Raw genomic sequence first — 15,835 nt, 5'->3', positions numbered from 1 at the left:
CCCGGCCCGATCGCGCCCGTGGAGGTGCACGAAATCATCCCCGCAGCGCAGATCGGCATATAACGGCGGACGGCCCCCCGAATCTCCCGGGGGGCCATCGCAGGTGTCAGCCCTCGAGGATCTTGTTGTACCGGTAGGGCTTGTCATGGTTGTAGGAGATCCGGTGGGTGCGGTGATGAGTGCCGCCGTCGCCCGCCTGCTCGTAGACCCAGTAGACGGTGTGCGCGGAGTTCGCCCACTTCTCGAAGAGCATCACGTGGCCGGCGTCGCCGATGCTGCCCCGGCCCAGGAAGCCGATGGCGTCACCCGCCTTGAGGTCCTTCCAGGCGATGGGGTGCACGACCGGTCCGGGAGTGCCGTACCCGCCGCGCAGCATGCTGTCCGTGTTGTGGTTGAGCGGGCGGCCACTGCTCGTCCGCAGGTTCCAGGCCATGGAGACGTACCCGGAGCAGTCCGTCCGCCAGCCGTTGAGGTAGCGGGTCTGGCTGTAGGGCACCGGCCGCCCGTGGTTCGCCGTGAGCCAGGTCTTGGCGCGGGCGATGCGCTAAGCGGCTAACGCTCTATGTATTCTCTTACGAACGCTTCAGTGCGCGCGCGACGGATGCCAATATTGTGGTCGTCAATATCCATCCTGCAATAACAAGTGTGACGGCCAATAGTTTAGATATGCCCGTCGGATCCCATGCTTTACCGTAGCCGAGGTCGACCACTGGGACCAGTAGATCAAGGGTGTACAGGAAAGGATTCCACGAAAGGTGACCGGAGGCTTGGACAGGGCAGATGCTGGGCCAAGCATGTCCGAACCTGTTACACGCGCCAGCACCCCATTCGTACCAAGCGGATGAGCTGAGCCACAGGGCGAGGAAGATAGCCGCTGCGCGGGCCGGTCGGTAACCAAATCCAAGCACTAGGTCTTGGATCTTCCCCATTATTCTGAAGAGCGGACCTCGGCTGTCGTAGGCTCGCTTGAGCGCCTCGCGTCTGACTCGCCGCGCTTCGTCAATGTGGCCAGTGCGATTGTAGAAGTCGGCTAGTTGCTCGTAGGGCTGAGGTGAATAGATCGGCGTTGCCCTCTCCAGCCAAAGCAGTCTTGCCTTTATTGACAAGTGAGACTTTAGCTCTTGGTAACTGAGGCCGTCTATGCTAATCTCGCCGTTCTCGGGCCACGATGTCTCCGTATCAGCAAGTATGCCGACGCTTGCCCCTGACAGGTTGATCTCGGCGATCGGCTTTGATTTGAGATCTAGATAGATTCGGTCGGCTTTCACTCCGGCACCGCTAAGTGCCGACGAATCATCCGCGCTGAGAGTGACGTCCGTAAGTAGGAGAGAACGGCCGATGCTGGACTTGTTGAGGACAAGGGATCTCGTAAACTCTGTGCCCCGGAGGTCGAAGTCTCCTCCTATTGATGCTGCGGTGGCGCGTAGGGAGATTCCTCTCCAGTGTTCCCCGCGGCGCCGGTCGATTGGAGAGCCCAATGAAGAACTTCTTCTAGCAGTTCCGTGGAGGCTGGCATCCGCGATCCTGAGATCACTTGCCCCATGAACGGCCGTGAAGTCAACGAGGCCAATGACTTCTGACCTATCCCCTATGATGTCGCCATTTATGCTAGCGCCTGCTGCATCCAGTGCCACATCATCAACATTTTTAATAGTCGCCTCATCGAATTCGAAACTGACTCCGATAGAAGCGTCAGCTAGGGTAACGCGACCTTCGCTCGTGAAGTTCTTATTAAGTACAAGGCTACCTGTTACCTTAGTTCGCCTTATGTCGAGAGAGCGATATTTATGCTGCTTTATGGCGGATCCACTCAGAATGAGAGAGCCAGATATTTCTGCGTCGGAAAAGTCCACCTCACCTGTGACATCCATCTTGCGGCCTATCAAATTGCCGGAAACTGAGATTCCATCTGCTTCTATGGCTGTGCCCTCTTTAACTGCAACCGTGGAGTTTGAAAGATTGAGTACGCACCCAATTTCTGATCCGTGAAGACGGACTATTCCTTTGTATGTGCCGTTGGCGAGCAGGAGCGATCCGTCAACGACAAGATGATCGGCGCGAAGTGCAATATCACCACATTTTGTGATCGTGCAATCAGATAGGTTGGCTTGGCAACCTATCTGTGCGTGGTGCATGTAGATTGCTCCTTCGGAGATTGTCTCACCTCCCATGACTCCCAATGCTATCTGTGAATGGTCCAGGTCGAGACTTGTGGACATGGGATTGGCCAGGTGTGAGTTATGGAGAAAAAGTTGTCCCGATATGCGCACACCTTCCAGATTTACTTTTCCAGTACTTTTAAAATCATCCGAGAGATATACGCTGCCATCGATGACGCTTTGCTGTGCGTCGAGCGCAATCTTGTCTTTTCCGACGATTCGGGTCTTCCGGAAAGATGCGTTCCCACCTATCTTGCTCCCAACGATCCCTACTGTTCCTTCGATGTTGGCTTCTTGAATAAACAGGCCCCGTCCCAATACGGTGCCGCAGAGGCATATTCCATGCCTTGCTTTTGTGTCCTTCATCCTAAGTTCGTTAAACACTGTCTCTTGACTGATCTCGGCGCTCTCGAGATCGATTGTTCCCGAGACTGTGCAACCATCCATAAAAAGTGGACCGCTGCAGCGGATTCGTTGGGCTGTCAGACCGGGCAGGCGACATCCTACTAGGCCGATGAACTTAGTTGTCGCATCGTTAAAAAAGGGTTGTGCCTCGAAGTAGCATCCTGTAAACAGGAATGGTGCTGCGTTGCCGCAGCCGACGTCAAGTACGCCGGTTATCCTGGCCCCTGTTAGACGTAGACGTTCGGCGTTGCCGACATCCACGGTCGGCTTATCTAGCAGAATTTGTGCAATCACCTCTGAACGAATAGTGCGTTCACTTCCCCAGAGCATGCCATTTTCGGGATCATTTTGAGTGGAACTGGGGCTACTCAGATCTAGCTCTGCGCCAGAGCAAAACGCGTTCCAGAGGGCAACTTCTGCATCGCTCCACGAGGTATCGGGGCCAGCTTTGGGTGTGGCCCGCGGCTGATGAGCGCTTTCGGGGGACGTGGCGGAGCTGCTCGTCATAGGCGAGATCGTACATTGTGAGACTGTCTGTGGGGATGGCGCTCCAGAGATGATTTTTGGATTGCTCTTAATTATGATTTCGGTCAGCTGATCGGAATGTATCTTGGATGGCCGTTGTCTCAAACCTGGTCTCATTGGGTGCCGTGTGAGCCGGAGTGCGACAGCGTTCGCGGAGGTACATCACTCGCCTCCTGAGCTGCTCCTACATACCTCGACGGACGTTGCCGAACTACCGGTACCGGAACTCGTAATGAGTAGGTCGTCGGTTCGATTCCGACAGGCGGCTCATCTTTTGACCTGGGCGTCTCTCTCGGAGAGGCGCCCAGCGTCGTTCTGGTTCATTCTTGGTCTCATTCACCGCTGACGATTGCGCCGCCTGGACACCGCGCAGTAGGACAGCGGGACTTCGAGACAGGCCCTAGCGCTGCCGGCTCCCGTTCCGGTTGCGCTCGGGCGTCCATGCAGTCGCCGTCGTGGCGGATTGGGCCCGAAGGACTTGCAGCCGGGCGGGCGAGCAGCGCCGGAACCGGACCTGAAGTCTATGCGTCATATTCGATATCCATTCATACGGGCGGAGGTCGCAGGATGGACATCGGTATCTCCAGTTCGTTCGTCTTAGGCGTCATCTCTTTCATCAGTGCGGCCGTCGCCGTCGTGTCCGTCGTGATCAGCCACCGGCAAAGTCGTGAACAGGCCCGCCAGACCAGGGTCGACGCCGACAGCCTCGAGCTGAACAGCGCAGCCTTCAACCTCGACGTGGACGGTCAGTTCACCGAAGGCCTCCGCCAGGTGCTGAACCACTTCGTCGAACGACCCGAGCTGCGGCAGTACTTCACTGACGGGGTGAGCTGCTCGCCGGACGGCCCGATCGCGGTACGCGTCGGGGCCATCGCCGAGATGCTCGGTGACGTTCTGGAGGTGGGTCTGAAGATCAGCCAGCGGACGATGTCGGCCGACGAGCAGATGATCAGAAGCGGCTACTGCCGCGACGTCCTGGAGACCTGCCCCATTCTGACGCGTCTGGTCGCCGAGCATCCCAGGTGGTGGCCCGCGATCACCGCGTTGTGTGACGCCCGGTCACAGGTCGATCAAGCGAGGTCGTAGTGTCGGCTGAGTGAGACTGGCCGTGCGGGTCACGCGCGACGCCAGGGCGTTACACCATCGGGTCGTCGGTTCGATTCTGAAGCACGTCACTTCGTCAGCGCGTCACGTCAGGCGCCTGGTGCCTCGATCTGGACCGGGGTGTGCAGGACGCGGTCGTGGCCGACGGGGCGACCCCGGCCGGTGAGGCGGAATCCGCCGCGAAGGCGGATGCCGGCACTCGAGGCCCCGACCATGACGGTGATCTCGCCAGGCTCGATGACGCGCCGCATGTCCAGGCCGGTGAAGGACGTGCGGTCGGCGTGCAGGCGGAAGGTGACGCGGGCCCGCTCACCCGGTGCCAGCTCGACGCGTGCGAAGCCGGCCAGCTGGAGCAGGGGACGGGTGACCTGGGCGACCGGGTCGCCGAGGTAGAGCTGGACCACTTCCGCTCCGCGCCGGTCGCCGGTGTTGCGCAGAGTGCAGGCGATCTCGACTTCGCCGTCCGCGGCGATCTCGTCGGAGCTCAGCTCCAGGTCGGTGTAGGCGAACGTGGTGTACGACAGGCCGTGTCCGAAGGGGAAGGCGGGCGTGGGGTCGAGGTTGCTGACGCCCTCGCTGTTGCCGCCGAGCGGCGGGTGGAGGTACGTGCCGGGCTGGCCGCCGGGCGACGCGGGGATCTGGACGGGCAGCCTGCCCGAGGGGTTGATCCGCCCGCTGAGCACTCCGGCGAGGGCGGCGCCGCCCTCCTCGCCGGGGAAGAACGCCTGGACGGCGGCGACGACGCGGTCGGTGTACGGGCCCAGAGCGTACGGCCGGCCGGAGATGACGACCAGGATGACCGGGGTGCCGGTGGCGAGGAGCGCCTCGACGAGTTCGTCCTGGACGCCGGGCAGGGACAGGTCGGGCGCGTCGCAGCCCTCGCCGGAGGTGCCGCGGCCGAACAGGCCCGCGCGGTCGCCGACGACGGCGACGCACACCTCGGCCTCACGGGCGGCCGCCACCGCTGCGGCGATGCCGGCGCGGTCCTCGTCCTTCACCGGGCACCCCGGCTCGTAGCGTACGTCGGCGGCGGGCAGCTCGGCCGTCAGCGAGGTCAGGAGCGATGGCGCCTGGACACCGGGCCCGTCCTCGGCGAGCTCAGGGTGGTGCGGCAGGACATGATTGGGGAAGGCGTAGCAGCCGAAAAGGGCGTACGGGTCGTCGGCGCAGGGACCGATGACGGCGATCGACCTGGTGTCGGCCGTGAGGGGGAGCGCGTCGTCCCGGTTCGCCAGCAGGGTGATGCTCTGTTCGGCGAGGCGGCGGGCGATCTCCCGGTTCCCGGCGGGGTCCAGGTCGATGGGCCCGTCCGGCGTCGACGGCATCGGGTCTCCGTCGAGGAGCCCGAGCTCGGCCTTCTGGCGCAGCACGCGGCGCACCGCACGGTCGACCAGGTCCTCGGGGACCTCGCCGTCGCGTACGAGCTCGGCGAGCGGCTCGCCGAAGCAGAGGGTGTCGGGCAGTTCGACGTCGATCCCGGCCAGTAGCGCATGGGCCCCGGCCTGTCCCGGTGTCTCGGCGATGCGGTGCATGGTCTGCAGGAAGGCGACGGACCAGTAGTCGGAGACGACGGTGCCCTCGAAGCCCCACTCGTCGCGCAGTAGGTCGGTCAGGAGCGAGGCGTCGGCGCCGGCCGGGACGCCGTCGACGTCGGCGTAGGAGTTCATGACGGAGCGGGCGCCGCCGTCCCGCAGCGCCATCTCGAAGGGCGGCAGGATGACGTCGGCGAACTCCCGGCGTCCCATCGATACGGGGGCGTGGTTGCGGGCGGCGCGGGACGCGGAGTATCCGGCGAAGTGCTTGAGGGTCGCGATGACGCCGGCGCTCTCCAGCCCGCGTACGTAGGCGGTGCCGACCGTGCCGACCAGGTACGGGTCCTCGCCGAGGGTCTCCTCCACGCGGCCCCAACGGTAGTCGCGCACGACGTCCAGGACGGGGGACAGGCCCTGGTGGACGCCGACCCGGCGCATGTCGCGGCCGATGGCCCGCGCCATCCGCTCCACGAGGTCGGGGTCGAAGGTGGCGGCCCAGGCGATGGCGGCCGGATAGACCGTGGCGCGGTAGGTGGTGAACCCGGTGAGGCACTCCTCGTGGGCGATGGCCGGGATGCCCAGGCGCGTGTCCTCGATCAGTGAACGCTGGAGCTCCCGCAGCCGCCGTACGCCATCGGCCGCCTCGACGGGCCGGGTCCCGAACGGGCGGGTGAGGTGGCCGAGCCCGTTCTTGCCGGCCTGAGCGTAGTCCTCGGCGTGCCGGGCGAAGACGTCCTGCATGGGGGCGACGTTGCCGCTGATCCGCTCGACCCCGACCCAGGCGCTGCCCAGCTGGGCGAGTTTCTCCTCCAGGGTCATCTCCGCCAGGAGGGCTTCGACCCGCTCGTCGCGGGGGCGGGACGGATCGTTCCAGACAGTGCTCATCAAGCGGGTTCCTTGCGATGCGGTGAACAGGGGATTCAGACGCCGGGCGGCGAAGCGGTGGACTCGCGGACCACGAGCTGGGTCGCCAGCTCGACGCGGTGACTGGTGATGCTCTTCCCGGCGGCGAGCTGAAGCAGGGTCTGCAGGGCCGCCCGGCCGATCGCGGCGAACGGCTGGCGCACGGTGGTCAGCGGCGGGGCGGAGGTGCTGGCGGCGTCGTTGTCGTCGAACCCGACGACGCTCACGTCCTGCGGCACGCGCATGCCCCGGATCCGGGCGGCCTCGATGACGCCGAAGGCCTGGGCGTCGTTGGCGGCGAACACCGCCGTGGGCGGTTCGGGCAGGGCGAACAGCTCCTGGGCCGCGAGGTGGCCGGACTTGAAGGTGAAGTCGCCCGGCCGGATCAGCACGGGATCGGGCGTGATCCCCGCACTGCCGAGGGCGGCGCGGTAGCCGTGGACGCGCGCCTTGCTGCACACCGCGTCCGAGGGTCCCTCGATCATGGCGATGCGCCGGTGGCCCAGGCTCAGCAGGTGTTCGGTCGCGGTCATCCCGCCGGCGAAGTTGGTGGCGCCGATGCTGGGCACGGACTCGTCCGGCACGTTCATCGGGTCGATGAGCACCACGGGGACGTCGGCCTTGTCGAAGTGCGCCCGCTGCTGCGGCGTGAACTCGGAGGTCACGAGGATCATCCCGAGGCGCCCGGCGGCGGCGACCCTGCGCACCCACGCGGCTCCCAGCGGATCGTCCGGGACGACTCCCACGACGACGTCGACCTCGGCCTCCTCGGCGGCCCGCACCACCCCGTTGGTGATCACCAGGTTGTTCGGGTTGTGCAGGGCGTCGAAGGTCAGGTTGATCGCGGGTACGGACGGCGCCTGCGCACCGCCGCCGCCCGGCGTGCGGGCGATGTAGCCGTGCTCCACCAGGAGGCGTTCGACCCGCGCACGTGTGGCGGCGCCGATGTCGGGGCGTCCGTTCACCACCTTGGACACGGTGGCGACGGAGACGCCGGCCTCCTCGGCGATCGCGGTGAGAGTCGCCCGCGCGGGGCGATCAGAAGCCCTCGGCATCAGAATCCTTTCGCTGAGGTGCGTAGAACTTAACGCAAGCTTTCGTAACAGTCTAGAGGCGTTACTGCTGAATATCTTGCTGGCAGGGGTTGACCGTCCAGGATCGGGTGCCTAATTTGTCGGCCAAGCAAACCACAGGTTACGAAAATTTTCGTAGCTTGTCGATCAAGGGAGCTGAGGATGGCCCCGCGAAACACTCACCGTGCGTTCTTCTCGACCGGTGCGGCGGCGCTGGCACTGACGCTGACGGCCTGCGGCAGCAGCGGCCGTACCGTCGCGGGCGGGCCCGGTGGCGGCACCCTGGTGTGGGCCCTCACCGGCGGCACCGAGACGACGCTGACGTCCTCCCAGCAGGCGTGGAACAAGGCGAACCCGAAGAACGCCGTCAACGTCCAGTTCTTCCAGAACGATCCGTACAAGCAGAAACTGCGCACCGCCATCGGCGCCGGCAACGGCCCGGCGATCTTCGAGAACTTCGGCGGCGGCACCCTCAAGGACTACGTGGACGCCGGCAAGGTCGCCGACCTCACCCCGGAACTCGACAAGGACGCCGCGTGGAAGGGCAGGTTCTTCCCCTCGGTGCTCAAGGTCGCCGAGGTGAACGGGAAGAACTACGCCATCCCGATCAACGGCGTCCAGCCGGTCGTGCTCTTCTACAACAAGGACCTGTTCGCCAAGGTCGGCGCCCAGCCTCCGAAGACCTGGGACGACCTGCTGGCCCTGGTACACCGGTTCAAGGCGGCCGGCATCGCCCCGCTGTCCATGGGCGGCGCGTCGAAGTGGCCCGACCTGATGTGGCTCGAATACCTCACCGACCGCGTCGGCGGCCCGCAGGTCTTCGCGAACATCGCGGCGCGAAAGCCCGGCGCCTGGTCCGATCCGGCCGTGCTCAAGGCCGCGACCATGATCAGGCAACTGGTCGACGCCGGCGGTTTCGCCAAGGGCTTCCAGTCCGTCAACGCCGACACGAACCAGGCCGAGGCGCAGCTGTTCACCGGCAAGGCCGCGATGGACCTCATGGGCAGCTGGGCATACCCGGTCATCTTGACCAACGCCCCGTCCTTCGTGAAGTCCGGCAAGCTCGGCTGGGCGCCGTTCCCCACCGTCGCCGGCGGCAAGGGCGCCCCGGCCGACCTCGTCGGCAACCCCGCCAACTTCTTCGCCGTGTCCGCCCAGGCGAGCGCCGGAGCCAGGACCACCGCGGTGAACTACCTGAAGAAGGGCGTGCTGAACGACGCGTACATCGGTGACCTGATCAAGGCGGGGGAGGTGCCCCCGGTCAACGGCCTCGAAGGCAGGCTCGCCTCCGCTCCCAACAGCGGCTGGCTCACCTACGTCTACGGCATGACGAAGAGCGCCGGGAGCTTCCAGCTCTCCTGGGACCAGGCGCTCAGCTCGGCCATGGGGGACACGCTGCTCACCAACCTCGACCGGTTGTTCGGGGGACAGCTGAGCCCGGCGCAGTTCTGCGCCGCGATGGACAAGGCGGCCGAGTGATGAGCCTCATCGCCAAGGCGCCAGGTGCGGGAGGCCGTCGCGGGCCGTCCTTCGCGATGGCCGCGCCCGCGCTCGCCCTTTTCGCGCTCTTCGCGCTCGCTCCGATGGCGATCGTGGTCTACCTCGGCCTCACGAAGTGGGACGGTCTGGCCACGCCGGCCTGGGCCGGGGCGGCCAACTGGCGGACCGCCCTCACCAGCGGCGTTACGCGGCACGCCGTGTGGCTGACGCTCAAGTTCATGGCCATCTCCTGGCTGGTGCAGACTCCCGTCAGCCTGCTGCTCGGCGTCTTCGTCGCCGGGCGGCAGCGCTACCGGGCCGTCCTGGCGGTGCTCTACTTCATTCCGTTGCTGATCTCCTCGGCCGCCGTCGCGATCATCTTCAAGAACCTCCTCGACCCGAACTTCGGGCTGGGTGCCGCGCTGCACCTGTCGTGGCTCAGCCGGGACTGGCTCGGCGACCCGGACCTCGCCTTCGCGACGATCGTCTTCGTCATCGCCTGGCAGTTCGTGCCGTTCCACACGCTGCTCTATCAGGCGGGTGTGCGGCAGATCCCGGCGTCCCTGTACGAGGCGTCCGCGATCGACGGCGCCGGCCGCGTGGCCCAGTTCCGGTACGTCACGCTGCCCCAGCTGCGGTACACGATCGTCACCTCCTCGACGCTGATGCTGGTCGGCTCGCTCACCTACTTCGACCTGGTGTTCGTCATGACGGGAGGCGGTCCCGGCTACGCCACCCGCCTGCTGCCCCTGGACATGTACATCACCGGATTCCAGAGCACCCAGATGGGCCTCGCGAGTGTCGTGTCGGTGATCCTGGTCGCCGCGGGCCTCGTACTCTCCCTCGGCATCGTCCGCTTCTCGGGGTTCTCCCGCATGCGCAGCCGGCAGGCGGGTGCGTGATGGCCGCTTCTTCCGTGATGCGCGAAACCTCCGCCGCCCCCGCGGCCATGCCTCGCCGCTCGCCGTCCCGGCGCCGGGTGCGCCGGCCCAACCTCCTCGGCGCACTCGGCGGGATCGTCTGGCTCGCGATCGTGATCGTGCCGGTCTACTGGGCCGTCATCGCCAGCCTGCGTCCGCAGGAGGGGTTCTTCACCGCCGACCCGCTCCTCCCGCCCGCGCACCCCACCCTGGCCAATTACCGGCTGGTCCTGGACAACGACTTCGCCCACTACTTCCTCAACAGCGTCATCGTGACCGGCGCGACGACACTGCTCACCCTCGCGGTCTCGTTCATGGCGGCGTACGCCATCGTCCGCGGCGACCGCCGCTCACTGCGCCTGACGTTCAACCTCTTCCTGCTGGGGCTGGCCATCCCGCTGCAGGCGACGATCATCCCGGTGTACTACCTGATCGCCAAGGCGCGGATGTACGACACCCTGCCGGCGATCATCCTCCCGTCCGCCGCGTTCGCCATCCCGCTGACAGTGATCATCCTGGTCAACTTCCTGCGGGACATCCCCGACGAACTGTTCGAGTCGATGCGCGTCGACGGGGCGGGCGACTGGCGGATGCTGTGGAGCCTGGCGCTGCCGCTGGCGAGGCCGGCCATCATCACGGTCGCGATCTACGACGCGCTCAACGTCTGGAACGGCTTCCTCTTCCCGCTGATCCTCACTCAGAGCCCGGACAAGCGCGTCCTTCCCCTGGCGCTGTGGACCTTCCAGGGCCAGTTCACCGTGAACGTGCCCGCCGTACTGGCCGCCGTCCTGCTGTCGACGCTGCCCGTCCTCGCGCTGTACGTCGTCGGTCGCCGCCAGCTGATCGGCGGCCTCACCGCCGGCTTCGGTAAATAGGCGGCGCCGGTGGGGTGATGTGCGGAGGCTGCGAGCCTGGAGTATGTTCAGTGCTGTAATACTAGACGCGGGCCTCATCGTGACCATCGGTGTGGTCGAAGCTGGCGAGGATCTTCTCGCACAGCATGCGCAACTGGTTCCGCTCGTGGGGTGCCAAGGGGTCGAGCACGTGATCGTGAATGGTGCGGGTGTACTCCGGCCGTGCTTCGTTCATCGCCTGAAGACCCTGTTCGGTAAGGGTGGCGGTGCTGCCGCGGCCGTCGGTGGGGTCGCTGTCACGGATGACCCAGCCCGCCTGCTCGAGACGGGTGACGGCGTAGGTGATCCGGCTGGGCTTGCTGCGGGTGGCGGCGGCCAACTCGCTCATCCGCAGCCGTTGACCTGGGGCGAGTCTGAGCTGCACCAGCAGCTCGAAGTAGCTGGGCGGCATGCCGGCGCGGTGCTGCACCCGCTGCTCCAGAGCGTCGCGCACCCGCTCACCGGCATAGGAGAACGCCTCCCACGCCCCGCGCTGGCCGTCGAGACAGGGCGCGGCCGCCGGAGGTGCGTCACCCGCGTCGCCGTCGGACGCCGAGGTCTCGGCCCAGGCGGCCAGCGCCTCCATCGCCGGGCGCAGCCCTTCGCCGTGCGGTGTCAGGGCGTAGATCGGGCCCTCGGGGCCGGAGGCGTGCGCGACCAGTCCTGCCCGCTGGAGCTCGGTCAGCCGCTCGGTGAGGACGCGGTGCGACAGGCCGGGCAGGGAGGCGGCCAGCAGGCCGAACCGGGCCGGCCCCTGCAACAGCAGATCGATGATCTGACCGGTCCACCGCTTGCCCAGGAGCACGAACACCGCTCCGGTCCGCGGGGCGACAGGCGAGAGGGCAGTCGTAGGGCGTGGCATGGCGCCAGCGTACGTCCACGCCGTGCAGTTGTAAAAAGTAACTTGAAGGCTTCTGGGCACGACGTGGTCCGCCGTGCCCAGGAGCCAGACCACGGGAAGGGATCTCATGCTGTTCACCAAGGCCGAAGTCGAGTACCTGACAGGCCAGCGACTCGGGCGGCTGGCCACCGCGCAGCCCGACGGCACGCTGCAGGTCAGCCCGGTCGGGTTCCGCTACAACAGCCGTACGGACACGATCGACATCGCCGGGCACGGGATGGCGCGTAGCCGGAAGTTCCGCAACGTCGCCGACAACGGCCGGGTCGCCTTCGTGGTGGACGACGTCGTCTCGGTCGACCCATGGCGGCCGCGGTTCCTGGAGATCCGCGGGCACGCCGAGGCGATCGCCGAACCCGCCGATTCCGCCTACGACGCCGCCCCCACGGGATTCGACGGAGCGATCATCCGGATTCATCCCAAGCGCCTCATCAGCTTCGGCCTCGACGACCCGAACCTCGACGTACGGCCGGGTTCGATCAACGCCCGCAACGTCGCATGAGACCCGCGGCCTCCGCGCCGCCTCGTCATCGATCAGACGGGCGCCGACGGCGTATTCGTGCGTCAGGTTCTCAGGGCGCCGGACCCCCGCCACATCGTCGAGTTGTCCACCGTCGGCGTCGACGAACCGGCCGCGGTCAACGGGCACTGGTGACCGGCAGCACCTCGGCCGTACTCAAGAATAAAGATCAACGGAGCGGTTAGAACCCGGTCATGGCCGTACGCCGAACGAGCGCGCAGTGGAGCGCGCGGTTCATGGTCGCGCTCCGCCTGCTGATCCAGTCGGGGTTGTTGGTCGCGGTCATCGGCGTCGTCGGCCACTTCGCCGGCCTGGTCCTGGTGACCAGCACGGTGGGTCCCACCGCGTACCTGATGCTGGCCCATCCTGACCACGTCACCGCGCGAGTACGCAACGCCGTCGCCGGCCATGGGGTCGCGATCGGGAGCGGGCTGGCATGCGCGGCGGCCTTCGGGCTGTGGGAGCACCCACCGATGACCCGGCTGGGAAACACCACGCTGAACCAGGCGGGAGCGACGGCGCCGGCCACCGCCGTCACCCTGGCGGCGCTGACCGTCATGGGCAGCCACCACGCCCCGTCCGCGGCCACTGCGGTGCTGGTCAGCAGCGGAAGCGCCGCGCCCGGCCGCCCCCTGTACGGCTTGGTCGCCGGCCTCGTCCTGGTAATGATTCTCGCGCCCGCTCTCGTCCGGCTCCCGGGTGCCCGCAGGCAGACCATCGAGTTGGAGGGCTGAGAAGGGAGGAGCGATCCATCATCTCGGTGCCGTGCCATACCGATGTCGGGCCGGCATGTCATCAGACGGGGGCGAGGCATGAAGCAGACTCAGACGATTCCGTATGCCGTCGCACGCCAATTCCTCACCGTCCCCAAGCCGCCATCCCTGAGCTTCCGTGATGCGGCGGCGCTTCCGATGTGCTTCCTGTCCGCTTTCGCGGGTCTTTACCAGGCCGTCCAGGCCGGTGACACGGTCTATATCCCGGGCGGTGGGGGCGGCGTCGGGCATCTCGCCGTGCAGATGGCGGCGCGTGCCCTGGGGGCCGGACTGGTCATCAGCAGCGGCGGCACGCCGCAATCGATGGCGCTGGCCCGGCAGTCCGGCGCCCATCACATCTTCAATTACAAGCGTGACGACATCGCCGCCGAAATCGCGAAGCTGACCAGCGGGCAGGGCGTTGACCTCGTCTTCGACGCCACCTACAACGAGCAGGGCTTTGTCGAGACCGCGAAGACCGTCCGGCGGCGCGGCAGCTGGATCGTGCTCGGCGTCGGTCCCGGAAAGACGACACGCTTGGTCGAAACGCACAGCCCGGTGGATGCCATCCTGGCCGAGCGGGGCGCCGAGCACGTCAACGTCAATCTGCTGCGCTACTTCTCCGAACCCGCCACGCTCGACAGCGAGGCGCATGCCTTTCTCCAGCGCGGGATGGCTCTGGCGATGGAGTGGGCGACGCAGGGACTTGTGGTCCCGCACGTCAGCCAGACCATCGACAGCACCGTCGAGGCGATCAATACGGGACTGCAGTCGCTGAAGGCGGGCCGTGGCGCACCGGGCAAGGTAGCGGTGATCGTGGACCGCGACCTGGCCGCGGAGAAGTGACGGGCGGTCGCCTGCGTCGGAAATCGCCAGGGTGGGAGTCGCCGTGACGAGGACCGGACGGGCGTGCGGCGGCGGTCGACAAGCAGCCCCGCGTACAGCGACAGCAGCAGGACCGGCGCGTATCTGACAGCGGTGGTCGGTCCGAGGACGACGCCGGAGTGCGTCAGGCGCAGCACGAGCAGCGCCTGAGCGACCGTCTCCACCCAGGTACCGATCAGGCTGAGCGCCTGCCCGGAAACGTAGCGGCGGAATCACCGCGGTCCGCCGGCACAGCTTGGACCGGGCGACCGGCCTTGCGGTACGTCGCTTGGCGGCCGAGGCGGGCGGGCTCCGCCCGGAGCGGACGCGCAAAGCCGGAATGACCGCTTCCGGAACTTTAGCACTATTTGTCAATTTCATCAGCGCTACTCAGCCTTTGATCTATTCATGACATAACTAAAGCTATCGGCCCTCATTGGAGGGTATTCCGGTCTTGTCGCTTCTGGCTTGCTTCGCATTTTCGGTGACAGCTTCCGACAGCAGGGATGACGAATTGAGGGGGACGATGGACAGTCATGCGGTCTTGGAAGTCATCCGCGCACCCGCCTCCCCGGCGCGCTGGAAACGGCCGGTCGGCGAGTCGCGGATGTCGCCCTTGCTCGGGCCGGCGTTCGTCGCGGCGATCGCGTACGTGGATCCCGGCAACGTCGCCACCAACTTCGCGGCGGGAGCCACGACCGGGTACATGCTCTTGTGGGTGGTCGTGGCGGCCAGCCTCGTCGCGATCCTGGTCCAGTTCCAGGCCGCCAAGCTCGGGATCGCGACCGGTAAGAGCCTGCCGGCGTTGTGTCGCGAGCGGTTCACCCGCAGCGGGAACCTTCTGCTGTGGGCCCAAGCCGAGATCGTGGTCCTCGCGACCGATGTGGCGGAGTTCACCGGTGCGGCCATCGGCATGGGGCTGCTGTTCGGCATGCCGGTGGCCCTGTCCGCAGCGGTGACGGCCGTGGTGTCCCTCCTGCTGCTGGAGCTGCGGCGGCGTGGCCGGACCCGCCCGTTCGAGCTGATGAGCACCGCGGCGCTGATACTCGTCGGCGCCGGCATCGGGTACGACATCGTCTGTGTGGGGCATCAGTCCGCGTCCGGGTTCGCCGGCGGGCTGGCACCGGACTTCGCTGGTGCGCATTCGCTGATCCTGGCGATGGGCATCGTGGGAGCCACTGTCATGCCGCACGCCATCTACCTGCACTCGGGAATCGTCCAGGGACGCGGATGGACACCGGAGGCGGCCAGACGCAGGCCGTCGGTCGTACGCCGGGCCCTGCGGACGGACTGCCTGCTCGGCCTGGGCGCGGCCACCCTCGTCAACACCTCGATGATCGCCTTCGGCGTCGGTCTCGCGGCGGCCACGGGCGGCGCGTGGACCGGCGACCTCGTCGGCGCGCACGCGGAGCTGACCAGCCGGATCGGCGGTGCCGCCGCGCTCGCGTTCGCCGTCGCGCTCTTGTCGTCGGGCGTTTCCTCGTGCGGTGTCGGGACCCTCGCCGGCGACATCGTCATGCGCGGTTTCCTGGGCCGACGGCTGCCGCTGCACCTGCGCCGCCTGGTGACGATGGCGCCGGCCGTGCTCGTCCTGGTCCTCGGCGTACCAGTGACCAAGCTGCTGATCCTCAGCCAGGTCATCATCTCCCTCGGCGTGCCCGTCGCGCTCTTTCTGCTCATCGGTTTCTGCCGTGACCGGCAGCTCATGGGCCCGCTGGTCAACACCCCTTTGACCACACGGCTCGCAGGCTGCGCGGGCGCCGTGGTCGCCGCGCTCGGCTGCTGCCTGCCACTCACACTGCTGTGAC

The 15,835-nt window shown here is 66.4% G+C and carries 13 protein-coding genes; 8 read left to right on the top strand and 5 right to left on the bottom strand.

What is annotated here, in order from left to right; translation table 11 throughout:
- Positions 1-106 precede the first annotated feature (106 nt).
- Positions 107-496 (bottom strand): NlpC/P60 family protein, encoded by a 390-nt coding sequence (locus tag ABEA24_RS09905; RefSeq protein ID WP_345430400.1) that lies wholly within the window; start codon positions 494-496, stop codon positions 107-109.
- A gap of 76 nt (positions 497-572) precedes the next feature.
- Positions 573-3,071, bottom strand: coding sequence for a hypothetical protein (locus ABEA24_RS09900; RefSeq protein WP_345430399.1), 2,499 nt, complete (start codon positions 3,069-3,071; stop codon positions 573-575).
- A 585-nt stretch (positions 3,072-3,656) separates the two neighbouring features.
- Here ABEA24_RS09900 and ABEA24_RS09895 point away from each other — a divergent pair.
- A complete protein-coding gene (locus ABEA24_RS09895; protein ID WP_345430398.1) occupies positions 3,657-4,175 on the top strand; it encodes a hypothetical protein in 519 nt (172 codons plus the stop codon).
- 107 nt (positions 4,176-4,282) lie between these two features.
- Here the strand turns inward: ABEA24_RS09895 and ABEA24_RS09890 are convergent, their stop codons facing one another.
- Together ABEA24_RS09890 and ABEA24_RS09885 are read right to left on the bottom strand one after the other, a co-directional pair.
- Entirely contained in the window at positions 4,283-6,610 is a 2,328-nt protein-coding gene (locus ABEA24_RS09890; RefSeq protein ID WP_345430397.1) for a beta-xylosidase/alpha-l-arabinosidase, read from the bottom strand.
- Positions 6,611-6,645: 35 nt separating this feature from the next.
- On the bottom strand, positions 6,646-7,683 hold the full coding sequence (locus ABEA24_RS09885) for a LacI family DNA-binding transcriptional regulator (RefSeq protein WP_345430396.1): 1,038 nt from the start codon (positions 7,681-7,683) through the stop codon (positions 6,646-6,648).
- A gap of 180 nt (positions 7,684-7,863) precedes the next feature.
- Here ABEA24_RS09885 and ABEA24_RS09880 point away from each other — a divergent pair, with 180 nt between their 5' ends.
- The 3 genes from ABEA24_RS09880 to ABEA24_RS09870 are packed head-to-tail and all read left to right on the top strand — an operon-like array spanning position 7,864 to position 10,975.
- Positions 7,864-9,180, top strand: a complete 1,317-nt coding sequence (locus ABEA24_RS09880) for an extracellular solute-binding protein (protein WP_345430395.1) — start codon at positions 7,864-7,866, stop codon at positions 9,178-9,180.
- The gene (locus ABEA24_RS09875; RefSeq protein WP_345430394.1) at positions 9,180-10,082 is read left to right on the top strand and encodes a carbohydrate ABC transporter permease; all 903 of its coding nucleotides are present in this window, start codon (positions 9,180-9,182) and stop codon (positions 10,080-10,082) included. The genes ABEA24_RS09880 and ABEA24_RS09875 overlap by 1 nt, the downstream gene beginning before the upstream one ends.
- Positions 10,083-10,099: 17 nt before the next feature.
- On the top strand, positions 10,100-10,975 hold the full coding sequence (locus ABEA24_RS09870) for a carbohydrate ABC transporter permease (protein ID WP_345430392.1): 876 nt from the start codon (positions 10,100-10,102) through the stop codon (positions 10,973-10,975).
- A 61-nt stretch (positions 10,976-11,036) separates the two neighbouring features.
- On the opposite strand, the gene ABEA24_RS09865 is transcribed toward ABEA24_RS09870, so the two are convergent.
- Positions 11,037-11,855, bottom strand: a complete 819-nt coding sequence (locus tag ABEA24_RS09865; protein ID WP_345430391.1) for a winged helix-turn-helix transcriptional regulator — start codon at positions 11,853-11,855, stop codon at positions 11,037-11,039.
- Between the two features lie 106 nt (positions 11,856-11,961).
- Here ABEA24_RS09865 and ABEA24_RS09860 point away from each other — a divergent pair, with 106 nt between their 5' ends.
- The 4 genes from ABEA24_RS09860 to ABEA24_RS09845 all read left to right on the top strand — a co-directional run bounded on the left by ABEA24_RS09860 (position 11,962) and on the right by ABEA24_RS09845 (position 15,834).
- A complete protein-coding gene (locus ABEA24_RS09860; protein ID WP_345430389.1) occupies positions 11,962-12,393 on the top strand; it encodes a PPOX class F420-dependent oxidoreductase in 432 nt (143 codons plus the stop codon).
- A 212-nt stretch (positions 12,394-12,605) separates the two neighbouring features.
- Complete coding sequence (locus ABEA24_RS09855; protein ID WP_345430388.1) at positions 12,606-13,145, top strand: HPP family protein; 540 nt, start codon at positions 12,606-12,608, stop codon at positions 13,143-13,145.
- 78 nt (positions 13,146-13,223) lie between these two features.
- A complete protein-coding gene (locus ABEA24_RS09850) occupies positions 13,224-14,009 on the top strand; it encodes a zinc-binding dehydrogenase (protein ID WP_345430387.1) in 786 nt (261 codons plus the stop codon).
- Positions 14,010-14,553: 544 nt separating this feature from the next.
- Positions 14,554-15,834: an Nramp family divalent metal transporter gene (locus tag ABEA24_RS09845; protein WP_345430386.1), complete on the top strand. Its 1,281-nt coding sequence runs from the start codon at positions 14,554-14,556 to the stop codon at positions 15,832-15,834.
- Position 15,835: the final 1 nt, after the last annotated feature.

The organism is Actinoallomurus vinaceus, from assembly GCF_039542055.1.
Lineage (GTDB): Bacteria > Actinomycetota > Actinomycetes > Streptosporangiales > Streptosporangiaceae > Actinoallomurus > Actinoallomurus vinaceus.
This window is presented reverse-complemented; position numbering and strand designations above follow the sequence as displayed.